Annotated in this window: 25 protein-coding genes and 1 tRNA gene; 23 read left to right on the forward strand and 3 right to left on the reverse strand. The window is 69.2% G+C overall.

Features of this window, described 5'->3' with window-relative positions; all coding sequences use genetic code 11:
* Positions 1-2: 2 nt before the first annotated feature.
* The 10 genes from ACFZCY_RS11480 to ACFZCY_RS11525 all read left to right on the forward strand — a co-directional run bounded on the left by ACFZCY_RS11480 (position 3) and on the right by ACFZCY_RS11525 (position 10,320).
* The gene (locus ACFZCY_RS11480; protein ID WP_391171347.1) at positions 3-281 is read left to right on the forward strand and encodes a DUF4190 domain-containing protein; all 279 of its coding nucleotides are present in this window, start codon (positions 3-5) and stop codon (positions 279-281) included.
* 78 nt (positions 282-359) lie between these two features.
* Complete coding sequence (locus tag ACFZCY_RS11485; RefSeq protein ID WP_391171349.1) at positions 360-1,508, forward strand: Rieske 2Fe-2S domain-containing protein; 1,149 nt, start codon at positions 360-362, stop codon at positions 1,506-1,508.
* Complete coding sequence (locus tag ACFZCY_RS11490; RefSeq protein ID WP_391171351.1) at positions 1,505-1,705, forward strand: hypothetical protein; 201 nt, start codon at positions 1,505-1,507, stop codon at positions 1,703-1,705. Before ACFZCY_RS11485 ends, ACFZCY_RS11490 begins: the two co-directional genes overlap by 4 nt.
* Positions 1,702-2,673, forward strand: coding sequence for a 2Fe-2S iron-sulfur cluster-binding protein (locus ACFZCY_RS11495; protein WP_391171353.1), 972 nt, complete (start codon positions 1,702-1,704; stop codon positions 2,671-2,673). Before ACFZCY_RS11490 ends, ACFZCY_RS11495 begins: the two co-directional genes overlap by 4 nt.
* A 174-nt stretch (positions 2,674-2,847) precedes the next feature.
* The gene (locus tag ACFZCY_RS11500; RefSeq protein WP_391171355.1) at positions 2,848-3,873 is read left to right on the forward strand and encodes an ABC transporter substrate-binding protein; all 1,026 of its coding nucleotides are present in this window, start codon (positions 2,848-2,850) and stop codon (positions 3,871-3,873) included.
* A gap of 76 nt (positions 3,874-3,949) precedes the next feature.
* Positions 3,950-4,840: an SIP domain-containing protein gene (locus tag ACFZCY_RS11505; RefSeq protein ID WP_391171357.1), complete on the forward strand. Its 891-nt coding sequence runs from the start codon at positions 3,950-3,952 to the stop codon at positions 4,838-4,840.
* 214 nt (positions 4,841-5,054) lie between these two features.
* The gene (locus tag ACFZCY_RS11510) at positions 5,055-6,626 is read left to right on the forward strand and encodes an aminotransferase class V-fold PLP-dependent enzyme (RefSeq protein WP_391171359.1); all 1,572 of its coding nucleotides are present in this window, start codon (positions 5,055-5,057) and stop codon (positions 6,624-6,626) included.
* Positions 6,627-6,659: 33 nt separating this feature from the next.
* Positions 6,660-7,964 carry a SidA/IucD/PvdA family monooxygenase gene (locus tag ACFZCY_RS11515; RefSeq protein WP_391171361.1) on the forward strand — a complete coding sequence of 435 codons (1,305 nt, stop codon included), beginning with the start codon at positions 6,660-6,662 and terminating at the stop codon, positions 7,962-7,964.
* On the forward strand, positions 7,961-8,533 hold the full coding sequence (locus ACFZCY_RS11520) for a GNAT family N-acetyltransferase (protein ID WP_391171363.1): 573 nt from the start codon (positions 7,961-7,963) through the stop codon (positions 8,531-8,533). The genes ACFZCY_RS11515 and ACFZCY_RS11520 overlap by 4 nt, the downstream gene beginning before the upstream one ends.
* The gene (locus ACFZCY_RS11525; RefSeq protein WP_391171365.1) at positions 8,530-10,320 is read left to right on the forward strand and encodes an IucA/IucC family protein; all 1,791 of its coding nucleotides are present in this window, start codon (positions 8,530-8,532) and stop codon (positions 10,318-10,320) included. The genes ACFZCY_RS11520 and ACFZCY_RS11525 overlap by 4 nt, the downstream gene beginning before the upstream one ends.
* A gap of 53 nt (positions 10,321-10,373) precedes the next feature.
* Here the strand turns inward: ACFZCY_RS11525 and ACFZCY_RS11530 are convergent, their stop codons facing one another.
* A complete protein-coding gene (locus ACFZCY_RS11530) occupies positions 10,374-11,630 on the reverse strand; it encodes a sialidase family protein (RefSeq protein ID WP_391171367.1) in 1,257 nt (418 codons plus the stop codon).
* A gap of 323 nt (positions 11,631-11,953) precedes the next feature.
* On the opposite strand from ACFZCY_RS11530, the gene ACFZCY_RS11535 reads away from it, so the two are divergent.
* A tRNA-Arg gene (locus ACFZCY_RS11535) sits at positions 11,954-12,026 on the forward strand.
* A 113-nt stretch (positions 12,027-12,139) separates the two neighbouring features.
* On the forward strand, positions 12,140-12,484 hold the full coding sequence (locus ACFZCY_RS11540; RefSeq protein WP_391171369.1) for a hypothetical protein: 345 nt from the start codon (positions 12,140-12,142) through the stop codon (positions 12,482-12,484).
* 95 nt (positions 12,485-12,579) lie between these two features.
* Here the strand turns inward: ACFZCY_RS11540 and ACFZCY_RS11545 are convergent, their stop codons facing one another.
* Together ACFZCY_RS11545 and ACFZCY_RS11550 are read right to left on the reverse strand one after the other, a co-directional pair.
* Entirely contained in the window at positions 12,580-13,818 is a 1,239-nt protein-coding gene (locus ACFZCY_RS11545) for a tyrosine-type recombinase/integrase (protein ID WP_391171371.1), read from the reverse strand.
* Positions 13,819-14,100, reverse strand: a complete 282-nt coding sequence (locus ACFZCY_RS11550) for a helix-turn-helix domain-containing protein (RefSeq protein ID WP_391171373.1) — start codon at positions 14,098-14,100, stop codon at positions 13,819-13,821. It lies immediately after the preceding gene.
* A gap of 467 nt (positions 14,101-14,567) precedes the next feature.
* On the opposite strand from ACFZCY_RS11550, the gene ACFZCY_RS11555 reads away from it, so the two are divergent.
* The 11 genes from ACFZCY_RS11555 (at position 14,568) to ACFZCY_RS11605 (ending at position 24,229) form a co-directional block, all read left to right on the forward strand.
* Positions 14,568-14,801 (forward strand): helix-turn-helix domain-containing protein, encoded by a 234-nt coding sequence (locus tag ACFZCY_RS11555; RefSeq protein WP_391171376.1) that lies wholly within the window; start codon positions 14,568-14,570, stop codon positions 14,799-14,801.
* A gap of 678 nt (positions 14,802-15,479) precedes the next feature.
* Entirely contained in the window at positions 15,480-16,646 is a 1,167-nt protein-coding gene (locus ACFZCY_RS11560) for a DUF3631 domain-containing protein (protein ID WP_391171378.1), read from the forward strand.
* Between the two features lie 185 nt (positions 16,647-16,831).
* Complete coding sequence (gene mobC / locus ACFZCY_RS11565) at positions 16,832-17,479, forward strand: plasmid mobilization relaxosome protein MobC (protein ID WP_391171380.1); 648 nt, start codon at positions 16,832-16,834, stop codon at positions 17,477-17,479.
* The gene (locus ACFZCY_RS11570; RefSeq protein ID WP_391171382.1) at positions 17,476-19,197 is read left to right on the forward strand and encodes a mobilization protein; all 1,722 of its coding nucleotides are present in this window, start codon (positions 17,476-17,478) and stop codon (positions 19,195-19,197) included. The genes mobC and ACFZCY_RS11570 overlap by 4 nt, the downstream gene beginning before the upstream one ends.
* Positions 19,198-19,333: 136 nt before the next feature.
* Positions 19,334-19,564: a hypothetical protein gene (locus ACFZCY_RS11575; RefSeq protein WP_016326941.1), complete on the forward strand. Its 231-nt coding sequence runs from the start codon at positions 19,334-19,336 to the stop codon at positions 19,562-19,564.
* On the forward strand, positions 19,542-20,054 hold the full coding sequence (locus ACFZCY_RS11580; protein WP_328342085.1) for a DUF6879 family protein: 513 nt from the start codon (positions 19,542-19,544) through the stop codon (positions 20,052-20,054). Before ACFZCY_RS11575 ends, ACFZCY_RS11580 begins: the two co-directional genes overlap by 23 nt.
* Before the next feature lie 27 nt (positions 20,055-20,081).
* Entirely contained in the window at positions 20,082-20,927 is an 846-nt protein-coding gene (locus ACFZCY_RS11585) for a Scr1 family TA system antitoxin-like transcriptional regulator (protein WP_391171385.1), read from the forward strand.
* A gap of 95 nt (positions 20,928-21,022) precedes the next feature.
* Positions 21,023-21,409 (forward strand): hypothetical protein, encoded by a 387-nt coding sequence (locus tag ACFZCY_RS11590; protein WP_391171387.1) that lies wholly within the window; start codon positions 21,023-21,025, stop codon positions 21,407-21,409.
* Positions 21,406-21,948, forward strand: coding sequence for an NUDIX domain-containing protein (locus ACFZCY_RS11595; RefSeq protein ID WP_391171389.1), 543 nt, complete (start codon positions 21,406-21,408; stop codon positions 21,946-21,948). The genes ACFZCY_RS11590 and ACFZCY_RS11595 overlap by 4 nt, the downstream gene beginning before the upstream one ends.
* Positions 21,949-22,337: 389 nt before the next feature.
* Positions 22,338-23,138 carry a diaminopimelate epimerase gene (gene dapF, locus ACFZCY_RS11600; protein ID WP_391171391.1) on the forward strand — a complete coding sequence of 267 codons (801 nt, stop codon included), beginning with the start codon at positions 22,338-22,340 and terminating at the stop codon, positions 23,136-23,138.
* A complete protein-coding gene (locus tag ACFZCY_RS11605; protein ID WP_391171393.1) occupies positions 23,135-24,229 on the forward strand; it encodes an ATP-grasp domain-containing protein in 1,095 nt (364 codons plus the stop codon). The genes dapF and ACFZCY_RS11605 overlap by 4 nt, the downstream gene beginning before the upstream one ends.
* The last annotated feature ends 36 nt before the right edge of the window (positions 24,230-24,265 follow it).

The following is a 24,265-nucleotide window of genomic DNA, read 5'->3' on the forward strand; positions in this document are numbered from 1 at the left end:
CCATGGCACTCACCGCACCCAGCCGCACTTCGCCGGTCCGCGCGCGCCGGGACGCCGACGGCATGGCCGTCGCCTCCTTCGTGCTCGGCCTGATCGGCACCCTCCTGTTCAACGCGGTCTTCGGGCCCTGCGCCATCGTTCTCGGAACGCTGGCGATCGCCCGGGAGACCGAGCGCCGGGGCCGCGCGCTGCTCGGCATCGCGCTCGGCATCGCCGACGTGATCCTGCTGATCGTCCTGATGACGCTGGACCACTCCGTCTTCTGGCAGTTCGGCAGCTGAGCCCACCGCCCCGGCGGCCCTTCCACTGAGTGGAAGGGCCGTTGCCCGTGCGTGACCCCCGTCACCACGCTGCTGTGCATGACCGCATTCGCACGGAACCAGTGGTACGTCGCCGCCTACGGCCGGGAGATCGGCCGCGAGCTGCTGGCGCGCACCATCCTGAACGAACCCATCGCCTTCTACCGCACCGAGCCGGACGACTCGGAGGGCGCCGAGCCGGACGGCCCGGAGGGCGGCACGGTCGTCGCGCTCGCCGACCGCTGTGTGCACCGCCGCTATCCGCTCTCGGCCGGCCGCCTCGACGGCGACAAGGTCGTCTGCGGCTACCACGGCTTCACCTACGACACCGCCGGCACCTGTGTGTTCGTGCCCGGCCAGAAGCGCGTCCCGCGCACCGCCCGGGTCGCCTCGTACCCCGTCGTCGAGCAGGACTCGCTGGTCTGGGTGTGGATCGGCGACCCGGCGCTCGCCGACCCGGCCGCGATCCCGCGCGCCCCCTGGCTCACCGATCCGCGCTGGACGACGGTCGGCGGCATGGAGCCGATCGACGCCGGATACGGGCTGCTCGTGGACAACCTGATGGACCTCTCCCACGAGACGTATCTGCACGGCGGCTACATCGGCACCCCCGAGGTCGCCGAGACCCCCATCACCACCGAGGTCGACGAGGGCGCGGGCATCGTGCGGGTCAGCCGCCACATGGACGACGCCGAATGCCCTCCCTTCTACGCCCGCTCCACCGGCATCGAGGGCCGCATCACCCGCTGGCAGGACATCGAATACCACGCGCCCTGTCTGTATCTGCTGCACAGCCGCATCGCCCCGGCCGGGGTGCTGCCGGAGGCCGACGGTTCCGATCCGAACGCCTTCCATGTGGAGATCACGTACGCCATCACGCCCTCCACCGACCGCACGGTGTACGACTTCTGGGCCGTCTCCCGGGACTTCGCCCAGGACGACGACGAAGTCACCACCTTCCTGCACGACTTCAACCGCACCGTGGTGACGCAGGACGTGGACGCGCTGAACCTGCTCCAGAAGGCGCTGGACACCGAGCGCGAGGGCTACCAGGAGCTGAGCATCAACATCGACACCGGCGGCCTGGCCGCGCGCCGCATCCTCGCCCGCCTCGCCGCCGAGGGCGAGCAGCGCAGCACCCCGGCGACCCCCGGCCCGGCGACCCCCACCCCGGCCACACCCGGCCCGTCGACCACGGCCGCGCCATGAGCGGCGCGCCCAGCGCCGAGGTCTACCGGATCGACTGGCTGCCCGGCACCGATGTGCTGCACGGCGTCTGCCACTGCGGCGCCGAGCGCACCGCGCAGGACCCGGTCGAGCTGTGGCAGTGGATGCTCGCGCACCCCGAAGGACACACCCCGCACACGCCCGAACCCGGCCCAGCGCAGAAAGGCACCGCCGCGTGAGCAGCGCCACCGAAGGCCACGAGTACGACGACACCCTGCTGGTGGCCGCCCGAGCCGACGCCGCGCAGGACGTGGTGACGCTCACGCTCCGTCATCCGGCGGGGCGTGAGCTGCCCGGCTGGGAGCCCGGCGCCCATGTCGACCTCGTCCTCGGGGACGGGCTGATCCGGCAGTACTCGCTGTGCGGGGACCCGGCGGACCATACGTCCTGGCGGATCGCGGTGCTGCGCGCACCCGACGGACGCGGCGGTTCCGCCCGGGTCCACGACACGCTCACCGAGGGCGCGCGGGTGCGGGTGCGCGGGCCGCGCAACCACTTCGCGCTGCGCCCCGCCGCCCGCTATCTGTTCGTCGCGGGCGGCATCGGCATCACCCCGATCCTCCCGATGGCGGCCGCCGCCGAGGCCGCGGGCGCCGACTGGACGCTGCTGTACGGCGGGCGCACCCGCGCCTCCATGGCGTTCGCGGACCAACTCGCCGACGCCTACGGCGGAAAGGTGCGGCTGGTGCCGCAGGACGAGGCGGGGCTGCTCGACCTCGCCGCGTATCTCGCCGAGCCCGATCCCGGCACCCTGGTCTACTGCTGCGGCCCGGAGCCGCTGCTGCGGGTCGCCGAGGAGCGGTGCCGCGCCTGGCCGCCGGGCGCGCTGCGCACCGAGCGGTTCCAGCCCCGCCCGGCGGACGCGGAGTCCGCCGACTCCGGCGGCTTCGAAGTGGTCCTCGACCGATCCGGACGGTCCCTCACCGTCGAACCCGGACAGAGCGTGCTGCGCACCCTGGAGGAGGCGGGGGTGCCGGTTTTGTACTCCTGCGAGGAGGGCACGTGTGGTACGTGTGAGACGGATGTCATCGAGGGCGAGGTGGAGCACCGCGACTCCGTACTCACCGATGAGGAACGTGCGTCGGGCGAGACGATGATGATCTGCGTCTCACGCTGCCGGGGCCCGAAGCTGGTGCTGGACCTGTGAAAGGCCCTGCGAAACGGCGCTGAACGACCGTCGCCGCCTCTCAAACGAATGGGACCGGGTGACCCCGCCCACTGGACAAACAGGTTGGTTAGGCTAACCTAAGTACGCCTTCGGGGTGCCGTCCCCTGGGCACCGTCCCCGTACGTCTTGAGAAAAGGCACCACCATGCGGTCCATGCGCCACGCCAGAGAACTTCCGCTCTCCCGTCGCGGTCTCCTCGCCGCGGGCGGCGCCACCGGTCTCGGAGCCCTCGTCACCGCCTGCGGCGGCAAGGGCGGTTCGGGCTCCGGCGACGGAAAGGGCGGCGGTTCCTGGTCGTTCACCGACGACCGCAAGAAGAAGATCACCACCGATGGCACTCCCCAGCACATCGTCGCCTACGTCGCCGCGGCGGCCGCGCTGTACGACTTCGGGATCGACAAGCAGATCACCGGCGTCTTCGGCCCCACCAAGCTGAAGAACGGCAAGCCCGACCCGCAGGCCGGGGACATCGACGTCGACCGGCTCACCAGCCTCGGCCAGACCTGGGGCCAGTTCAACGTCGAGAAGTACGCCTCGCTCAGCCCCGATCTGCTGATCACCAACATGTTCGACCCGGGCGCGCTCTTCTACATCCCGGACGACAGCAAGAAGAAGATCCTCCAACTGGCCCCCAGCTGCGCCATCACCACCGGCCGGGTCTCCATGCTGGAGCCCATCAAGCGCTACGCGGCGCTGGCCGAGGCGCTGGGCGCCGACCTCAAGGCCAAGAAGGTCACCGACGCCAAGGCCCGCTTCGAGAAGGCGTCCGAGGAACTCCGCAAGACCGTCAAGTCACACAAGATCCGGGTCATGGCCTGCTCCGCGAGCGCCGACCTCTTCTACGTCTCCAACCCGAAGGTCAACGCCGACCTGATCTACTTCCAGGAGCTGGGCGTCGACCTCGTACAGCCGCGAAAGACCGACAAGGGCGGCTACTTCGAGAGCCTGAGCTGGGAGAACGCCGACAAGTACGACGCGGATGTGCTGTTCCTGGACAACCGCACCGCGACCCTCCAGCCGGGCGCCCTGAAGTCCAAGCCGACGTGGTCGAAACTGCCCGCCGTCAAGGCGGACCAGATCACGCCCTGGAGCAGCGAGCCCCGCTTCTCCTACGCCGGTGCGGCCCCGCTCATCGAATCCCTCACCAAGGCCATTCAGGACGCGAAGAAGGTCAGCTGACCCGGGCCGACCGGCCACAGGCGCCGGCCGGCCGCCGGCGCCGCCCCAAGGCAAGCGAAGGGAAGACGTCGCTCCCATGACCACCGCAGCCACCGCCACCCGCCCCTCCCCCACCGCCGTACCGTTCCGCTTCTTCGACGCGCACGTCGTACGGACCCGGGCGCTCGGACCGTCCATGTCCCGGATCACCTTCGGCGGCCCCGGCCTCGGCACCTTCACCACCGGCGGCCGCGACCAGCGCTTCAAACTGTTCCTCCCGCACCCCGGCCAGCCCGCCCCGGTCGTGCCGGTCGAGGACGGCGAGGGCTGGTTCGCCAGCTGGCGGGCGATGGACCCGGCCGTACGCGGCATCATGCGCTCGTACACCGTGCGCGAGCAGCGCCGCGAACCCGACGAGATCGACGTCGACTTCGCGCTGCACCACGACGGCGGCCCGGCCGCCCGCTGGGCCGCGCGCGCCGAGAGCGGTGACCGCGTCACCCTGCTGGGCCCGGTCGTCGAGGACAACGGCGGGGTCGACTTCCGGCCGCCGTCCGGCACCGACTGGGTGCTGGTCTCCGGCGACGAGACCGCGCTGCCCGCCGTCGCCGGCATCCTCGACTGGCTGCCCGCCGGCACCCCGGCGAAGGTGTGGATCGAGGTCCAGCACGCCGAGGACATACAGGAGCTGCGCACCGCGGCCGACGCCGAGATCACCTGGCTGGTCCGGGACGGCGCCGCCCCCGGCTCCCCGCGCTCCGCCCTGCAGCTGGACGCCGTACGCGCCACCCCGCTGCCCTCCGGCGCCCCGTACGCCTGGATCGCGGGCGAGGCCGGGACCGTCAAGGAGATGCGCCGCCACCTGGTGCGCGAACGCGGCTTCGAGCGCAAGGCCGTGACCTTCACCGGCTACTGGCGGCTCGGCGCCTGTGAGGAGCAGCTCGTCGAGGAGGCCGTGAGCGGCAGCGGCCCGAAGTCCGACGACTGACCGACGTCCCCTCGCCCTGACCGCTCGCTGAATCCGCACTGACTCAACTGGCCGACGGATCCCGATCGCCGTGGCGCGCCACCGCGCGCCCGGCGCCCCGGCCGGTGCCCGCGCATGCCCGCACTCACCCCACCTCCTCACCTCCCCACCCCCACAGGCACGCCCGCGAGCGCGCACACACCCGCGCGCCCGCATGCTCCAGGAAGGACAGATCGTGAGTTCCCTCGCGCAGACCGCTGAGGACCCGTCGCCGGAATCGATACCCGGGGCGGCGGATGGCAGGGCCCACCTCTTCAACGACCGTACGGCGGAGAGCTACCGGCGCTCCGTGACCGACGGCGTCGGCCTGGTGGCCTCCACCGTCGCCCGCACCGACCGCCCGTTCACCGGCGTGACCCCCGGTGAACTGGCCCCGGAGATCTCCGGAATCGACCTGGAACAGCCGCTGGGCGACCCGAACGCCGCGCTGAAGGAGCTGGAGCGCGTCTACCTCAAGGACGCCGTCTACTTCCACCACCCGCGCTACCTGGCCCACCTCAACTGCCCCGTGGTCATCCCGGCGCTGCTCGGCGAGGCGGTCCTGTCGGCCGTCAACTCCTCCCTCGACACCTGGGACCAGAGCGCGGGCGGCACCCTGATCGAGCGGCGGCTGATCGACTGGACCGCCGAGCGCATCGGCCTCGGCGACGCCGCCGACGGCATCTTCACCAGCGGCGGCACCCAGTCCAACCTCCACGCGCTGCTGCTGGCCCGCGACGAGGCGTGCAAGCTGGTGGAGAAGGAGGCCGCCGCGGACGGGGAGTCCGTCGCCAAGTCCGAGATCCTGCCGCGGCTGCGCATCCTCACCTCCCAGGCCGGCCACTTCTCCGTGCAGAAGGCCGCCACCATCCTCGGGCTCGGCCACGAAGCCGTCATCGCGGTCCCCTGCGACCAGGACCGGCGCATGCGCACCGTCACCCTGGCCCGCGAACTCGACCGCTGCCTCAGTGAGAACCTGGTGGTCATGGCCGTCGTCGCGACCGCCGGAACCACCGACTTCGGTTCCATCGACCCGCTGCCCGAGATCGCCGAGCTGTGCTCCCGGCACGGTGCCTGGCTGCACGTGGACGCCGCGTACGGCTGCGGGCTGCTGGCCTCGCCCACCCGCCGCCATCTGCTCGACGGCATCGAGCGCGCCGACTCGGTCACCGTGGATTACCACAAGTCGTTCTTCCAGCCGGTCAGCTCCAGCGCCGTCCTGGTCCGCGACCGCGTCACGCTCGGCCACGCCACGTACCACGCGGATTACCTCAACCCCGAGCGCAGCGTCGAAAAGCTGATCCCCAACCAGGTCGACAAGTCCATCCAGACCACCCGCCGCTTCGACGCGCTCAAACTGTGGCTCACCCTGCGCGTCATGGGCGCGGACGCGGTCGGGGCGCTGTTCGACGAGGTCGTGGACCGGGCCGCCGAGGCCTGGGGCGTGCTGGACACCGACCCGCGGTTCGAGGTCGTCACCGAGCCACAGCTGTCCACGCTCGTCTTCCGCTACGTGCCGGGCGACGACGCCGACCCGGACCTCGTCGACCGCGCCAACCTGCACGCCCGCGAGGCCCTGGCCGCCTCGGGCGAGGCGGTGGTGGCGGGAACGGTCGTGGACGGCCGCCACTACCTGAAGTTCACGCTGCTCAACCCGGAGACGTCGCTGCGCGACATCGCGTTCGTCCTCGACCTCCTCGCCGAGCACGCCGGTCAGTACCTGGCCCTGCACATCGAGCCCGAACTCAGCCACTCCCGCGCCAGCTGAGCCGCTGACCGCACGTCCCCCTCGGAGAACCCCGTGTCCACCCCGCACATATACGACTTCGTCGGCGTCGGCCTCGGCCCCTATAACTTGGGCCTCGCCTGCCTCACCGAGCCCATCGACGAACTCGACGGCCTGTTCCTGGAGAGCAAGCCCGACTTCGACTGGCATCCGGGCATGCTGCTGGACGGCGTCACCCTCCAGACCCCGTTCATGGCCGACCTCGTCACCCTGGCCGACCCCACCTCCCCGTACTCCTTCCTCAACTACCTGAAGGAATCCGGGCGGCTGTACTCGTTCTACATCCGCGAGATCTTCTATCCGCTGCGCGCCGAGTACAACAAGTACTGCCGCTGGGCGGCGGGCAAGCTGAGCAGCGTCCGCTTCGGCCACGAGGTGACCAGCGTCCGTTACGACGACACCGACGGCCTCTACACCGTGTGCTCCCGGCGCCCCTCCGGCGAGACCACCGAGCACCGCGCCCGCCATCTGGTGCTCGGCACCGGCACCCCGCCCTTCATCCCCGAGACGTGCCGGGGACTCGGCGGCGACCTGCTGCACAACGGGCGCTACCTGGAGCACAAGGCGGCGCTCCAGGCCAAGGAGTCCATCACGATCGTCGGCAGCGGCCAGAGCGCGGCCGAGATCTACCAGGACCTGCTGGCCGACATCGGCGACCACCGCTACCGCCTCAACTGGGTGACCCGCTCCCCGCGCTTCTTCCCGCTCGAATACACCAAGCTCACCCTGGAGATGACCTCGCCGGAGTACGTGGACTACTTCCACGCCCTCCCCGAGGACACCCGCTACCGGCTGGAGTCCGAGCAGAAGGGCCTGTTCAAGGGCATCGACGCCGAGCTGATCAACTCCATCTACGACCTGCTCTACCAGCGATCCGTGGACGGCCCGGTGCCCACCCGGCTGCTCACCCACACCGCGCTCGACCATGCCTCGTACGACGAGTCCACCGGTACGTACACCCTCGGGCTGCGCCACGAGGAGCAGGAGCGCGACTTCACCCTCACCACCGAGGGCCTGGTCCTCGCAACCGGCTACCGCTACCAGGTGCCCGCCTTCCTGGAACCGGTGCGCGACCGCATCCGCTGGGACGGCCACGGCCGCTTCGACGTCGCCCGCAACTACAGCATCGACACCACAGGGCGCGGCATCTTCCTCCAGAACGGTGCCACCCACGCGCACAGCCTCACCTCCCCCGACCTGGGCATGGGCCCGTACCGCAACTCCTGGATCATCCGCGAGCTGCTGGGCCGCGAGTACTACCCGGTCGAGAAGTCCATCGCCTTCCAGGAGTTCGGCGCGCCGGAGGGAACCCTGACATGACCCTGTTCAAGCGTGACGACGACCGCCTCGGCGGCTTCGCCCTGCGCACCCTCGACCCGCAGGCCGACGCCCCGCTGCTGCACCGCTGGGTGACCCACCCCAAGGCGTCGTACTGGATGATGCGGGACGCGAGCCTCGCCGACGTCGAGGCCGAGTACCACAGGATCGCCGACCACCCGCACCACGAGGCCTTCATCGGCCTGCACGAGGGCGAACCCGCCTTCCTCGCCGAGCGCTACAACCCGGCCGAGGTCGAGCTGGTGGGGCTGTACGAGCCCCGGAAGGGCGACATCGGCATGCACTTCCTGTGCGCGCCGACCGACACCCCGGTGCACGGCTTCACCCTCGCCGTGATCACCACCGTCATGGAGTTCTGCTTCGAGGACCCCGCCGTCCGGCGCGTCGTCGTCGAGCCCGACGTCCGCAACGCGGCGGTGCACGCGCTGAACGCGGCGGTCGGCTTCGACGTCGTCGAGAAGATCGCCAAACCGGAGAAGGACGCCTACCTCAGTACCTGCACACGCGAGCGCTTCGCCGCCGCGCGCGCCGCCCAAGGAGTATCCCGATGAGCCCCCGCGATGCCGTCGCCCACCTCACCCCCGACCTGTGGGAGCGGGCGGGCCGCCTCCTCATACGCAAAGCGCTCGCCGAATTCACGCACGAGCGCCTGCTGAAGCCCGAACTCGGCGACGACGGCCGGTACGCCGTCCACAGCGACGACGGTGCGGTCACCTACCGCTTCGCCGCCCGCGTCCTCACCCTCGACCACTGGCTGGTCGACGCGGACAGCATCACCCGCCACGGCCGCGACGGCGCGCGGCGCCCGCTGGACGCCCTCGACTTCTTCCTCGAGCTGCGCGGCGCCCTCGGCCTCAGCGACGACATCCTCCCCGTCTACCTCGAGGAGATCAGCTCCACCCTCTCCGGTACGGCCTACAAGCTGGCCGCCGAGCCGGCCGGCGCGGCCCAGCTCGCCAAGTCCGGCTTCCAGGAGATCGAGACGGGGATGACCGAGGGCCACCCCTGCTTCGTCGCCAACAACGGCCGCCTCGGCTTCGGCATCCACGAATACCTCTCGTACGCCCCGGAGACCGCGAGCCCCGTCCAGCTGGTCTGGCTGGCCGCCCACCGCGACCACTCCACCTTCACCGCCTCCTCCGGCCTCGACTACGACGCGCTGGTGCGCGCCGAGCTGAGCGAGGAGACCCGGACCCGCTTCGCGGACACCCTCAGCGGCCTCGGCCTCGACATCGCCGACTACCACCTGCTGCCGGTGCACCCCTGGCAGTGGTGGAACAAGCTGTCCGTCAGCTTCGCCGCCGAGGTCGCCCAGCAGCGCCTGGTCTGGCTCGGCCCCGGCGAGGACGAATACCTCGCGCAGCAGTCGATCCGTACCTTCTTCAACACCAGCGACCCGTCCAAGCACTATGTGAAGACCGCCCTGTCGGTCCTCAACATGGGCTTCATGCGGGGCCTCTCGGCCGCCTACATGGAGGCCACCCCCGCCATCAACGACTGGCTCGCCGGACTGGTCTCCTCCGACGAGATCTTCCGGGCCGCCCGCTTCTCGATCATCCGCGAGCGGGCCGCCATCGGCTACCACCACCGCCAGTACGAGGCCGCCACCAACCGCTACTCCCCGTACCGGAAGATGCTCGCCGCCCTGTGGCGCGAGAGCCCCGTACCGTCGCTGGAACCCGGCCAGCGCCTCGCCACCATGGCCTCCCTCCTCCACACCGACACGGGCGGCGGCTCCTTCGTCAGCGCCCTCATCGAGGAGTCCGGCCTCACCCCGGCGGCCTGGCTCCGCGGCTACCTGGACGCCTACCTCACCCCGGTGCTGCACAGCTTCTACGCGTACGACCTGGTGTTCATGCCGCACGGCGAGAACGTCATCCTGGTCATCGAGGACGGCGCCGTCCATCGGGTGATCTTCAAGGACATCGCCGAGGAGATCGCCGTCATGGACCCGGACGCGGTCCTGCCCCCGGCCGTCGAGCGCATCCGCGCGGACGTCCCCGAGGACAAGAAGCTGCTGTCCGTCTTCACCGACGTCTTCGACTGCTTCCTGCGCTTCCTCAACGGCGTCCTGGTGTCGGACGGGCTGCTGGAGGAGGACACCTTCTGGCAGACGGTCGCCGAGACCGTCCTGGCCTACCAGCGGTCCGTCCCTCACCTCGCGGACAAGTTCAACCAGTACGACATGTTCGCCGAGGACTTCGCGCTGTCCTGCCTCAACCGGCTCCAGCTGCGCAACAACCGCGAGATGGTCGACCTCCAGGACCCGGCGGGCGCGCTCCAGCTGATCGGCACCCTGAAGAACCCCATCGCGCCGTTCCGTACGACGGAGACCTGAGCCTTCGAGCGCCGGGCACCGCTGCGGAGGCGCAGCGGTGCCCGGCTGCTACGTCACGACCCTCCGGTGGCGACGTACGGACGGCACACCCCGCCGTCGTAGTCCGTCGCCACCTCCAGCACCTTCCGGCCGTCTTCCGACGGCAGCAGGCTGGAGCTGTAGTTGGGGCAGGAGTCGAGCTTGCCGGACTTCACGGCGACGGGCGCCGGGATCTCGCGCCACGCCCCCTCACCGCCCTCGCTGTTCGTCCAGATCGTGCGCCCGCTGCCCTCGGCCCGGCTGCCGTCCTTGTTGTACATCGCCTGGCCGACCAGCAGCAGCTTGCCCTGCGGATTCCCCTCCTCCGGCGCCCACGCCAGATTCGGCGCGTGCAGGAAGTACTTCCCGTCCGCCGTCTCCGCCCGGGTGCCCAGGTCGGCCGGATCGCCCCAGTCCCACCCGTCGCGCGAAGTGCGCAGATGCGCCACGCAGGAGTACTTGCCTCCGGCCGCGCAGATCTCGTACGACATGACGTATGTGCCGTTCGGCAGCTTCCGCACGACCGGCATCCCGGGCCGGTCGGACGCCAGCTTGCCGGCCACGGTGTCGCGAGGCCCGCTCCACGAGACGCCGTCCTTCGACCGCACGGCGACGAGCTTCTGGCTGTGCCGCGGATCGGTCTCGTCGGAGTAGTGGCAGACCAGGTTCCCCTCGGCGTCGATGGAGAACTCCGGCTCCCACAGCCCCCTGGCGTTCGGCGAGGTGGCGACCGTGGACAGATAGCTCCAGTTCCGTCCGTGATCGGTGCTCTTGAACACCCGGATCGACATGCGGGGCTCGGGCTTCTCGTCCTGCCCGAACGACGCCGCCCACAGCAGCGTCCCGGCGGGCATGTCCCCGACCTGCCGCGGCAGCTCGTACAGCGTCGCGCAGCACAGCCCCTTGCCGTCCGCGGCCTTGCCGTCGGAGACGGTCCCCACGCGGCGGAAGCTCCCGCCACCGTCGGTGCTCTCCTGGATCTCCCCGACGCCGTTGCCGCCCTTGTGCACGACGGACGAGGCAAGCACGCGCCCGTTCGCGCCCCCGCTGTGCCGCAGCCGGATCGCCCGCGGATAGAGGCCCCCGCCCTCCCCCAGCGCCTTGGCGCCCGCCATCTCCCCGGGCGCCGCGTTGTTCGCCACGCCCTTGCCGCCCTCACCGGCCTCGCTGCCCTGCGGAGGGTCACCGCGGCACGACGTGAGAGAAAGAGCGGTGACGGCGGCAACGAGCGTCATGAGGAACGCCGCCGGCCCGCTGCGCCGACGTGAACGGAGGTTGGTGCTTGCTGACATGAAACTTCCTGACGTTGTGGAGGGGGCGAGTGCCTGTGGACCCTGCGACAAGACTGCTCGTCGTTGCTGGTGATCCATTAGTGATCCACTAACGCGCCGCTAACAGGCTGTCAGGACCACCAGGCCGACCACGCCACCGCCCCGCGCACCGCTCCAGGCCGCCGAGACGACGACCGAACGCATCTTGCGCGTGCGCAATAGTTGCACAAGCGCTATATCGCCAAGCGCCCAATACCTCCCCCGCATATCAACCGTCGGTCGTACGCCCGACGGGGGCGAACCCCGAAGACCGCATCCGCTACGCTGTGGGTGGTCAGTCCGATGCCTCCGTAGCTCAGGGGATAGAGCACCGCTCTCCTAAAGCGGGTGTCGCAGGTTCGAATCCTGCCGGGGGCACAGCAAAACACCAGGTCAGGAGCCCTTCCGTCCAGCGGACGGGAGGGCTCCTGCGCTTGCAGCACACATATGGCACACATGCCATGCGCGCGGACGGTGGGGAGCTGTGCAGGATGCCCGTCAAGGATGAGCTGGCCCGGCGCCGGTACGAGAAGTTGATCGACCGACTTGAGTCGATGATGCGGGCCGTACTCAGGCCCGAGCACCAGGGTTACTACGGCCAGCTGATCCTGGGCAGCGACGATCTTGCGGAGATGGGCGAGCTCAAGGACGTCCGGCGTGCCGCGCTGGAGGCGGGGCGTCGCCTCGGCTGGAAGACGACCACCCATCTCGTCGGCGGCCGGCTCTTCGTGATCGACGAGCGGGGAGTGCCTGAGGAGATCGAGCGGCTGGCCGGGGATGCGGCTGGTGCTGCGATGGACCGGGCCTGGCAGGAAGGCCGCCGCCCGCGCGGGTGAAGCTGGTCCGGGGGAGACGCAAGGGGCCGCCCCACCGCATCATGCGGTGGGGCGGCCCCTTCGGTTACGGCTCCCCGGCACGGATTAGGCACACATCACGCGGCATCGTCAGCCAGAGCGGCCACCGTCTCGGCGGCCTCGCGGGCCTTCCTCTCGGCCTTCTCCAGCTTGGCCTTCGCCTTGGCCAGTTGCTTGGAGCGGCGCTTGTGCATCTTCTTCGAGACCTCGTCCAGGCGGTCCGGGAAGAGGTGCCCGTACGTGTCCAGGGTCAGCGTCGCGGACTTGTGGCCGAGCATCGTCTGAACGACGTTGACGTCCGCGCCGCTGGCGATGGCGAGCGAGGCTGCCGTGTGCCTCAGCTTGTGCGGGGTGACCTTGAGGTGCCCCAGTCCGGCCTTCGCGACCGCTGGCGCGAAGAACCGCTGACGGAAGTTGCGGGCCCGCAGAGGCCCGCGCTGCGGGGCGGTGAAGAGCAGTTCCTCATCTCCCCGCCCCTGGACGTGAGGCTTCAGCTCCTCGGTCAGGAACCGCGGGATCGGTACGGAGCGACGCTCGTGGTTCTTGGGGGTGTCGAGGTAGAGCTTGCCGTTGTCCTCGACGTACGCCTCGACGATGTGTGCCCGGCAGGCGTCCAGGTCGACACGACCCACCTTCAGTGCAGATGCCTCGCCCCAGCGCAGACCCGTGTAGGCCAGCAGAAGGATGAACACCCGGTAGGTGCCTGCCGCGTTGGCCAGCGCGTCGGCCTGCATGTCGTCGAGGTACACGTGGTCAGCGGGCATCACCTTCGGCAAGGGCACGCCGACAGCCGGGTTGACCGCCAGGCGACGGGACTTGACCGCGTAGGCGAGCACCTGGCTGAGGATGACGTACGCCTTGCGTACCGAGCGTGGGCTGAGTTTCCGGCCGCCCGTCGCCTGACCGGACAACATGCCGGCGAGCCACTCGACGATGTCCTCGAAGTGGATGCGGTCCAATGGCGTGGTGCCCCACTTGGGGATCACGTGGACGTCGAGAACACCGCGATAGCGGCCTCGGGTTGAACGCTTGAGATGGAGCTGCGCAGCCAGCCAGGACTCCGCAATCTCTGCGAACTTCGCCCGCGCGGCGGCCGGATCACGGTAGGAGCCGTCGCTAAGGCGGGACTCCATCTTCGTCCGCTCCGCCTCGGCATCGACCTTGCGGGTGAAGGTCTTCATCTTCGGCTTGCCGTCGGGGTCGTACCAGCGCACGCGGTAGCGCCCCGGTGGCGTACGGGCCGCCCGCTTGGCTTCCGCCGCAGCGCGAACGTACGCCGCATGCCCTATGCGGTCCTCAATCCAGACCCGCGCCAACTAGCACCCCCTCCGGTCGTCACCGGACACCGACGGGAGCGGCAGGAACAGGGTCGTGGGAGGCTCGCCGAGCGCGGTGGCGATGGCGGCGAGGTCGTCGATGTCGCAGCGGCGGCGGGCGCGTTCGGTGCGGCTGAGGGCGGTGTTGGCCATCGGGCGGCCCAGTGCGGTGCAGCGGGCGGCGAGCTGTTGCCGGGTCAGGCCGCGCACGAGGCGTAGGCGCTCGATGGCGCGGGCGGTGTGGAGGCCGGCGGGGCCTATTTCGACAGGTCGGTTGGGCATGACAGATAGCTGTAACTTGCAGCCGGCCGTTATGGCAAGAGTTAGTTCTTAAACTCTCCAAAAGTCATTCGGGGGCGAAGTGGCGTTCGTCTCGTCGAATTCCGGTACATCACGAGCCGTTTCAGCGGGGAGGTTGTGCTACTTTCCCTCCGCGTCGCAGAGGTGGGCGATTTGAGTATCTATCGGATGCAGTGTCCGGCGGGCTGGCCGCGTCACTCCTGACTGCTGGACACCGCCTCCGAGCTGCCGAGGTACCGGATTCCGGCACCTCGGTCGGCTACTTCGCCGCAGAAAATTTCGGCTTCCGCGGGAGCGATTTCGGCAACCGGCGATCCACCCTTACTGTTTTGGTCTTCCCTGGCGACGCCGAGGGAAGTAGCCGGGAGTTTTCAGAATTCACTCTGGACGCTTCCCAGGGTGGTGTGGCTGTGTTGCCCACGCCTGCCATCAAAAACCCTGATTCCGATATGGAGACCTCATTGCCGAACCACTCCCCGCGCCTTGCCGGCACCGAGCGTGACCAGCTCGCCACTCCCGCCGACGTGGCCGCGCACCTCGGGGTACCGGTGAAAACCCTCTACCAGTGGAAGTACCGGGGCATCGGCCCCAGCGTCCACAAGGTCGGCCGTCACCTGCGCTACCGCTGGCGGGAGGTGGACGCGTGGCTGGATGCCCAGACGTCGTACGACCTCACGGCCTGACCCCGCGTCTGGCGCGGACAACGAAGCGGCCCCCGGCGCGCCAACGCCGAGGGCCGAAGACTTCCAACTGATCGCCCATCCCTGAACGAACGAGCTGGTGAGGGGCGGGGCCTTGCACGTCCTGCCCCTCACCGGAGAGGAACGCCTATGGAGGACCCTACGTCCCCCAACTCCACGAACACCTCCCCCACCGGCTGGCCCTCTCCCGCGGTCCCCGGCGAGGGCGTCCCCTGGCGCCGCAGGGATCAGGCCGACACACGGTCCCCGGCGTCGGGGACCGTCGAGCACTCAGCGGATATGGAAGCACACGGGGACCGTCCCCAGCCGTCTACCGATGCCGCCGTTGGGGACCGTCCCCGCGACGTGCCCGCTGCCCGGTCCCCGCACGTCCCGGTCCCCGTATCGACATCCGGCGCAAACCCGCAGGTCAGCGGTGCCAAAATGGGGACCGGCCCCCAAGAGGCTGCAGTTGCACCAGGGGACCGCAATGGGGACCGTGATCGCGGTCCCCGCCAGTCGCTGGGTACCGACAACCCCGTGGCGAGAACCGCCCAGCAGGATGGGACTGGTCCCGTCGACGCACGGGGACCGGATCACGGGACCAGCTCCCGGCCTCCTCGGGGACCGGCAGACCCTGGGGAACGAGGTTCCGGTGAGGGTGCGGAACTGCTGGATGAGTTGCGGGCGGCGATCGGCAAGTACGTCGTGCTGCCCAGTGACGAGGCGCTGACAGCGGTCACCCTGTGGGTGGCGGCCACGCACATCCAGACCGTTCTGCAGCACGCGCCGCGTCTGGCGGTCGTAGGCCCGACGAAGGGCTGCGGCAAGTCCCGGGTTCTGGACGTGCTCCACGAGACCGTTCACCAGCCGATCATGACGGTGAACATGTCCACGGCGGTGCTCTTCCGCGTCATCGGCAAGAACCCGCGCACGATCCTGGTGGACGAGGCCGACGCCATCTTCAGCAAGGCCGGCGACAACGAGGAACTGCGCGGCCTGCTGAACGCCGGACACCAGCGCAACCGGCCCGCCTGGCGCATCTCCGGTCCGGAGCACAAGCCGACCCCGTATCCGACCTTCGCCATGGCCGCGCTGGCATCGATCGGCGACCTGCCCGACACGATCACAGACCGGGCGGTCGTGCTCCGCATGCAAAAGCGCAAGCCGGGCGAGAAGGTGACCCCGTTCCGCTCGCGCTACGCCACACCGGAGCTGAACGCAATGCGGGACAAGCTGGCCGCCTGGCTGGGACCGCTGCGCGGCACGGCCGGCCGCATGGCGCCAACGATGCCGGTGGAGGACCGGGCGGCGGACACCTGGGAACCGCTGGTCATCATCGCCGACCTGGCCGGCGGCCACTGGCCAGCCAGCGCCCGTGCGGCCTGTATCGCGATGACCCGGTTCGAGGCCGTCCAGGACGAGCAGACCAACCTGAAGACAAGGTTGCTGCGCGACATCCACCGCGTCTTCGAGGCACACGGCAACCCCGAAGCCCTGTCCTCCCTGGATCTGGTCACCGCCCTGCTCCAGGACCCCGACGCACCCTGGGCAGAGCACGGCACCAACGGGCTCAACACCTACCACCTGGGCAGAATGCTCCGGGACTTCGACATCCGCCCGGCCAACTACCGGTTCGACAAGGGCAGGCAGGCCAAGGGGTACGCCCGCAATCGGTTCCTCGACAGCTGGGCCCGGCACTGCCCCGACGTCACCGAGACGGCGCCCGCCCCCGCGCACGACGCCACGCCCGCGCGCCCGGCCCAGGGCAAGCCGCCCACCGCCCCGGCGGGCCAGCTGCCCATCGGACCGCCCGGCGGCGCCGCCGGCCCCAAACGCGCCCGCTGACCCGTCTCCCCCGGGGTCCGTATCACTGCGTCGCATCCGTCCCCGCGCAGGTCAGCGCGGGGACGGATGTCCTCACCGGGACGGACATCTCCGTACCTGCCCGAGTGTCCGTACCTGTCCTGACCAGGCATGGGGCGGATGCGACGCACGTGACACAGCCCCCGCCCCCTCACCGGAGCATCACCATGCACGAACAGCACCACGAACTCCCCACAGCTCAACAGCAGACGCACACCACATCAGCCCCAGACAGCACAGCAAGGTATGCCGTTGGACCGTCCAAGGGTCGGTCCAACGGGAGTTCCGCCCCGGGGGTGGCGGAGACCCTCGGGCGCCAGGGGGTACCCGAGCCGGAACACCGCGCCAACGCTGCCGCTGTCGTGCTGCCGCGCGCCGCCGAAGCCGCCGCCCTGCACCGCATCGCCCGTCGCCGCAAGCGCAAAGACACCCAGCGCAAGGAACGCGTCGACGTGCGCTACAGCGTCGAAGAGAAGGCCGCCATCCTCACCAGAGCCCGGTCGCTCAACATCGCCGGCGCTCACTACGTCGGCGCCGTCGTCATGGCCCACATCCACGGCGACCTCGCCCTACCGGGCCAGCGCACCCCGCTGGACGACTACATCGACGAGCTGACCGCCCTACGCGAGCAGGTCGCCAAGATCGGCAACAACGCCAACCAAATCGCCCGGAAACTCAACTCCGGTGGCTATCCACACCCTGGGGATACCGCCACCCTCGCCCAGACCGAACGCACCCTGGTCGCGGTCCGTACTGCCATCAGCGAGATCGCGGCAGCGGCGAACCAGGCCGTCACCAACAAGGCAGCCCGATGATCGCCAAGATCAGCAGCGGCAAGGACACGGCCGGTCTGATCCGCTACCTGTTCGACACCAAGAAGGCCAAAGACCACATCGACCCCCACCTCGTCGCCTCCTGGGACGGCTTCGCTCCCGACCCCGGCCGCACCGACGACTTCACCGCCACAAAGAAGCTACTGGTGGCCGACCTCGACCTGCGCGTCAAGCAAGCCCGCCGACTCGGCCGAGCTCCCGAGCGACACGTCTGGCACTGCTCGATCCGTGCCGCCACAACCGACCGCCACCTCAGCGACGAGGAGTGGGCCGACATAGCCCAGCGCGTCGTGGCCGCCACCGCCCTCGCGCCACAAGACGACCCGGACGGCTGCCGCTTGGTCGCCGTCCGCCACGCCCCCGACCACATCCACATCGCCGCCACCAAGGTTCGTGGCGACCTGAGCACCGCACGCCACTGGAACGACTACCTCACTGCCGACCGTGAACTCGCTGCGATCGAGAAGGACTACGACCTCCACCAAGTGGTGCGCGGTGACCGCACGGCTGCCAAGCGCCCCACCCGAGCCGAACAGGAAAAGGCCCGTCGCGCAGGCAAGGAAAGGACCTCCCGCGAACGACTGCGCATCACCGTCCGCCAACTGGTGTCCATCGCCACCAGCCCGGAAGAGTTCCTCAACGTGCTTGGCGGGGTCGAGGGCGTCCGCCTCGACATCCAGCACTTCCCCTCCGGGGACGTACGCGGCTACAAGGTCGCCGTCGAAGGCGACACCAACGCCGCAGGCGAACCGATCTGGTTCTCCGGCTCCGAACTCGCCCCCGACCTGTCCTTCCCCAAGATCGCAGAACGCCTCACCGGCATAGAAGCCCCGCCGGTGACCGAGTCGGGCAGCCAACGCAGGCCGAGCCCTTGGCACCAGGCGACCGCTGCGGCTGAACGCATCCCCCACCACCTCGACCGGAGTAACGACACAGCCGCCCAAGCGCATATCGCGGCCTTCGCCGAGGTCCTCGACGTCCTGCCTCTGATCGCCCCCGGCCACCACCTACGAGCACAGCTTCAGCAGGCTGCCCTCGCGTTCGAACGCGCCTCCCGCTCCCGCATCCGCGCCAGGCAGGATCAGGCCCGCGCCTTGCGCGGCGCCATACGCGCACTGCGAACCGCACCGGTTACCGGTGGCGAGACCGGCCTGGCGATGTTCCTCGACATCACCATCCTGGTCGTGATCGCAGCCAGCCGCTGGCACCAGGCCCGCAGGAACGACCAACAGGTCGCCGCGACCCACCAGACCCTGATCCACCTCCAGGCTGCCTACGAGCAGGCGGCGGATCGGCCGCTGGCCGCCCTGGCCCAGCACAAGCCGCCTACCTACACCGTGGACCGCCACGCTCAGCACATACGAGCCGTGCTGCCCGACTACGCCGAGCAAGTCCTCGACGACCCCGCCTGGCCGGCATTGGCCGCCACTCTCACCCGAGCCGAGACAGCTGGCCACACACCCCGGCAACTCCTCGAGCTCGCCGCCCGCCAGCGCTCACTGGATGACGCCCGCTCCACCGCCAAGACCCTCATCTGGCGCATCCAGCGCCTCGGCACAAGGCCGGCACCCAGCCAGCGAGCGCGGGCCGCACAAGCACGCAGTGGCGCGACCGCGCGAGCGACACAGCCCGCCGAACCACATGTGCCCGGCACGTCCCACCAACCCAGGGCAATGGCATCACATCTCCGACACCGCTGATTTCACCCCTGCCGATGCGCACGCCGAGCGGTCGCCGCCCGAAGTGCTGGCAAGTTTCGGCAAGTTCGTGGCTTGGCAGCCCAGTCGCAGGCAAGCTCTGGCACAGAGATCGTTACCGGCTTCCGAGGAGGACATCATGGCCCTGCGTAAGCTCGGCAAAGACCCGGAGAGCCCCAGTGGCGGCTCGCCCACCATCTACCTCGACGAGGAGAAGGACAACTACCTCGTCCAGGGGTGGAAGGTGGAGGACATCGAACGCCTCCGCCAGATGGACATCCCCGGACACGAGTCGGTGGTGGAGATCCCCCGGCGCATGGTGCAGTTCTTCCTGGAGGTGAAGAAGGATGACGAGGACTCCGACGTTTGAGGAGCTGTTCCGCGACTGCCAGAGGACCGCGGTCCACCTGGAGATGCGCGACGCCTACATGAAGTCGGACCCGGCCTTCATCGACTGGAAGGCCGGACAGGACCTCGACCCCGCCGAGCGCTGGGCCGACTGGCACACCCTCGTCACCGCCGCTACCTCCCGAGGCGTCGAAGTGCGCCGGGCACGAATCGTCTCGACGCCCGTCAGCGAGTACATCCGCTTCGAGTACGACGTGACCGACGGGCTGAACCTCGCCGCCGGAGAGGACGTGCGCTGGCTCTCGCGCCGCAGCGCCACGGACCTCGCGCTACCGGGCAACGACTTCTGGCTGTTCGACTCCAGCCTCGTCCTCGTCAACCACTTCGACGGCGACGGCGAGAACATGGAAGTGGAACTCACCGATGCCCCCGAGGTGGCGAAGCTCTGCGAGTCAGCCTTCGAGGCCGTGTGGCAGCGGGCGACACCTCACGCGCAGTTCGCCCTGGCCTGACGGTCCAATCAGCAGCCCCGCACCGACATGACCTCACCCTCCTCAAGCGTCCAGGAAGCCCGCAAGGCACTCGGGCAACGCCTCGCCGAGATCCGGAAAGCGGCCGGGCTCACCAAGCGGGCGCTGGCCCAGACCCTGGGTTGGCACGAGTCGAAGGCTTCGCGCTTCGAGAGCGGCGCCCGCGCGCCCTCGGAGCGCGACCTTCGCGAGTGGTGTTCCGCGTGCGCCGCGGAGGGCGAGGCAGAGGACCTCATCTCGACAGCCCGTGGAATCGAGGGCATGTATGTCGAGTGGCGCAAGATGGAGCGCCATGGGCTCAAGTGGGCGCAGGAATCTGTGGTTCCCCTCTGGGAGCGCACGGAGCGCTTTCGGATTTACTCGCCGTGGCTCATCCCCGGTCCCGTGCAGACGGCCTCATACATCACCGCCCTTCTGACCTCCATTCGCGACCGCCGAGGGCTTATCGACGACGTGCCGGCGGCCGTCAAGGTGCGCGTGGAGAAGCAGCAGGTCGTCTACGGCAACCACACGTTCGCCATTCTCCTGGAAGAAAGCGTTCTGCGGTATCGCATCGGCGGCACCGACGTGATGGCGGGCCAACTCGGCTACCTCCTCAGCGTCATGGCACTCCCCTCGGTGAGCATCGGCATCATCCCTCAGGGCGCCGACCGATCAGGGCTCTGGCCCGTAGAGGGGTTCTTCCTGTACGACGACGAGCTGGTGAACGTCGAATTGATCTCGGCACACCTCAGCGTCGTCCAGAAACACGAACTTGCCATGTATGCCAAGACGTTCAGCGAGCTGGCCGAACTTGCCGTCTACGGCCCCGCAGCGCGTGAACTCATCACGGCGGCCATCGATTCTCTAGGGTGAACGTCGTGCAAGTTCGGGCACATTCATAGAGGCCCGGCCGCCCCTCTTTCTAGCTTTGTCATCACGGCAGAAAGCGTGCTCCGGAGGGGCCAGTGATGACTTTGGCAAGTACGGGCAAGCGGGGCGAGACGGCCGAGGACGCTGAGGGCGCCGACACCCCCATCGACGTGGACGCGATCTCCTCGCAGACGAACACCGTCCTCGGCCAGGAAATGGGCACCACAACCCGCGCGGAAATGGACCGCCAGGTGCCGGCGATCGCCCGCCACCTGAACCGGTTGCTCCGCGAGGACCTGGGCGCGGACGACGACAGCGAGGTGCGCAGCCTGCTGCGCAGAGGGACCACGCTGGTCGACCTCACCAACCGGCCGACCGCGGAAACGCCGGCCTTCGGGACCTACCTCTACCTTCGCGATGTGGCCCTTCTGACGCGGCGACTGCTGTGGGTCTACGCCGAGCGGAACGGGCTGGATGCCCCGTGAGCGTCAGGGACGACCAGATCATCCGGGAGCTCTCCCACTATGTCCACGAGCACCCCGCCGACAGGATGGCGCTGCTGCCGGTCTACGACGCGGCCCGCGACCACTCGCAGCGCCGCACCTGCACCCACGACCAGCGCTGCCCCCTCGTAGTCACAGGAGCCGTCGTCGTCGACGAGCACAATCGCGTCCTGTGTCTGCGGCACGAGCAAGGCTATGCCCTCGCGGAGGCGGAGCCAGAGGAAGCGGACGACTCCCTCAGCGAGGCGGCCCTGCGCCTGCTGGCCGAAGAGGTCGGCATCCGGGACGTATGGACACAGCCCGGCGCCGAGGGACCCTTCCTGGTCGACGTGGCCAGGCCGGGGCAGCACAGGTACGGCTCTCGCCTCCGGGTCGGCATCCGCTACCTCTTCCATTCCCACTCGCGCGCCGTGTTCCCGGCAGCGATCGAGACGGGTGCGGCGGCCTGGGTGCCCCTCGCGCAGATAGGGATTGTGTCAGTCCGCAGCCGCGTGGAACGCCACCTGATCGGAACCGGATGAGTCCCCGAAATCAACAACTCGCCTACTTGGTGAGCCTCCTCGCACTCGGCGGCTCCCTCCTGCTCGGTACCTGGAGGGGCTGATGCACGAGCGCAGGCCCGAGGAGCCGCCCTCCATACCGCCTCCGCCTCGCGGAACCGTAGGAAGCACCCGGCCCCCGAGTGATGTCCGGATCGGTGACTTCGTCTACCTAGACGGCGCCTATCAGCGAGTCCGGGACATGCGGTCGGCCGGCACCGCAGCCCACCGCGTACTGATCTTTGCCCGACGGGGCCCCTGGGTCATGCGCGAAGCCCGGACGACGTACCGGCCCATCGGCGTGCGCTGATCACCAACTCTGTTCGGGCGTCCCACCGTCACTCTCACCTCACCATGCGAGGAGCTTTGCCATGCGCTTTCGCAAGATCCACGGCGCCGGAAACGACTTCATCCTGTTCTCCGACCTCGGCCCGGACAACGACAACGACTGGTCTAAGGAGGCGGAACGCCTGTGTGCCAGACGTACCGGGGTAGGTGCGGATGGCCTGGTCATCAGCAGGCTTATCAGCGACAGTCCTGCCGTCCTCGAAGTCGCCTGCTTCAACGCGGACGGCTCGTTCGCCACCATGTGCGGCAATGCCCTGCGGTGCTCCGGCTGGGCCGCTCACCGTGATCACGGATTCCAACAGATGACTCTCCAGATGGCCGGCGTGGTGCACGAAGCGGTCGTGTCTGACGAGTCCGTGTGGGTCACGGCCGAAGTGGGTGCGGTTCTCCCTCGACGCTTACAAGCCGTCATCAACGGCAGGCCGACCTGGTTCGACAGTGCCCACACCGGCACCGAACACGTCGTAGCCATCGTGGACGACGTGGACGCCATCGACGCGGTCATGGTCGGGCGCCTCGTCCGCCACCACACCGACCTCGCCCCACTGGGGACGAACGTCAACTTCGTCCAGTCCACCGGCCAGCAGGCGCTGAAGATCCGCACCTACGAACGCGGCGTCGAGGCGGAAACCCTGTCGTGCGGCAGCGGGGCAGTCGCAGCCGTTGTCGTCGCCACGATGCGGGGTCTGGTGGCCCGGCGGGCCGTCACCGTCCACAACCGGGCCGGGGAGCCGCTCACGGTCCGGCCGCACGACGCCCGACCAAACCGAACTCGCTGGGTCGGCGGCCCGGTCACCCACACCTTCGAAGGAGTACTCGCATGACTCTCTTTCTCAGCCCCACCTCGGACCTCGCTGTGCAGAAGGCCGCTGAAGGGCTTCGCGAGTGGGGCCACAGCCGCCAGGGCCTCGGCGTCGCGCTCGTCTATGGGCCCGTGTCCGCCGAGGACAGGCTCTACCACTCGAAGTGCCCCGTCGAACAGCGCTCGGTCACCGCCCTGGCCGAGGCACTGGAGGAGATCGGCGCCCGCTGGAAGGTGCTGAACCCGTGCGAGCCCGACTTCATCATGGAACTGGTCGAGTACGACGTGACCCTCTCCAACCTGCACGGCCCATACGGCGAGGACGGCCGGCTGCAGGGCCTGCTCGACTACCTGCGTGTCCCCTACTGCGGCAGCGGAGTCGGGGCATCCGCAGTGGCCGCCGACAAGATCCTCTGCAAACGCGTGATGCTCACCCTCGGCGTCCCCACACCCGGATGGCACGTCTGGTCCGGCGGCCCCGTGGCCTGGAACGGGCGACCCATCATGGTCAAGCCCCCCTTCGGCGGATCCAGCGTGGGCATGAGCCTCGTACGCGATCCGGCAGACCTGCCCGGCGCTCTCGCGGACGCCGCCGGCGACGAGGGCGCGCCGGTACTCATCGAGGAGTACGTGACCGGGATGCCGATGACTGTGGGGCTGCTGGAACTGCCGGGCGGCTCGGTCATCGTCTTCCCGCCGCTGGCCACCGAGGCCAGCGAGGCCGCCTTCTACGACGCCGACACGAAGCTCGACGTGGACTCCAGGGGCGCTGTAACCGTGCGCGCCGCCAACCTGGCCCCTGCCGTGCTGGACGCGATCACCGAGGACGCCCGGACGCTGTGGGGCGGACTCGGGTTGCGCGGTTCGGCACGCATCGACTTCATCCTCACCGAAGACAGCGAGCCGTACGTGCTGGAGGTCAACACCACACCGGGCATGTCCCGCGACAGCAACTTCGCGGTAGGAGCGGCAATGGTCGGACTCACGCACACGGACGTCGTATTGGCCATGCTCCACGAGGCCCTGGCCCGCCCGCCATACGATGTTCCCCTGCCCACTCCCGCGTTCTCCAGCACCACACCACTGACACGGGAGGCTGCCGTCTCGCCGTAGGAGCCAGCCACTGTGCCGCGAGTCCACGAAGTCCCC

Origin of the sequence: Streptomyces sp. NPDC007983, assembly GCF_042958345.1 — a bacterium.
Classification (GTDB): domain Bacteria; phylum Actinomycetota; class Actinomycetes; order Streptomycetales; family Streptomycetaceae; genus Streptomyces.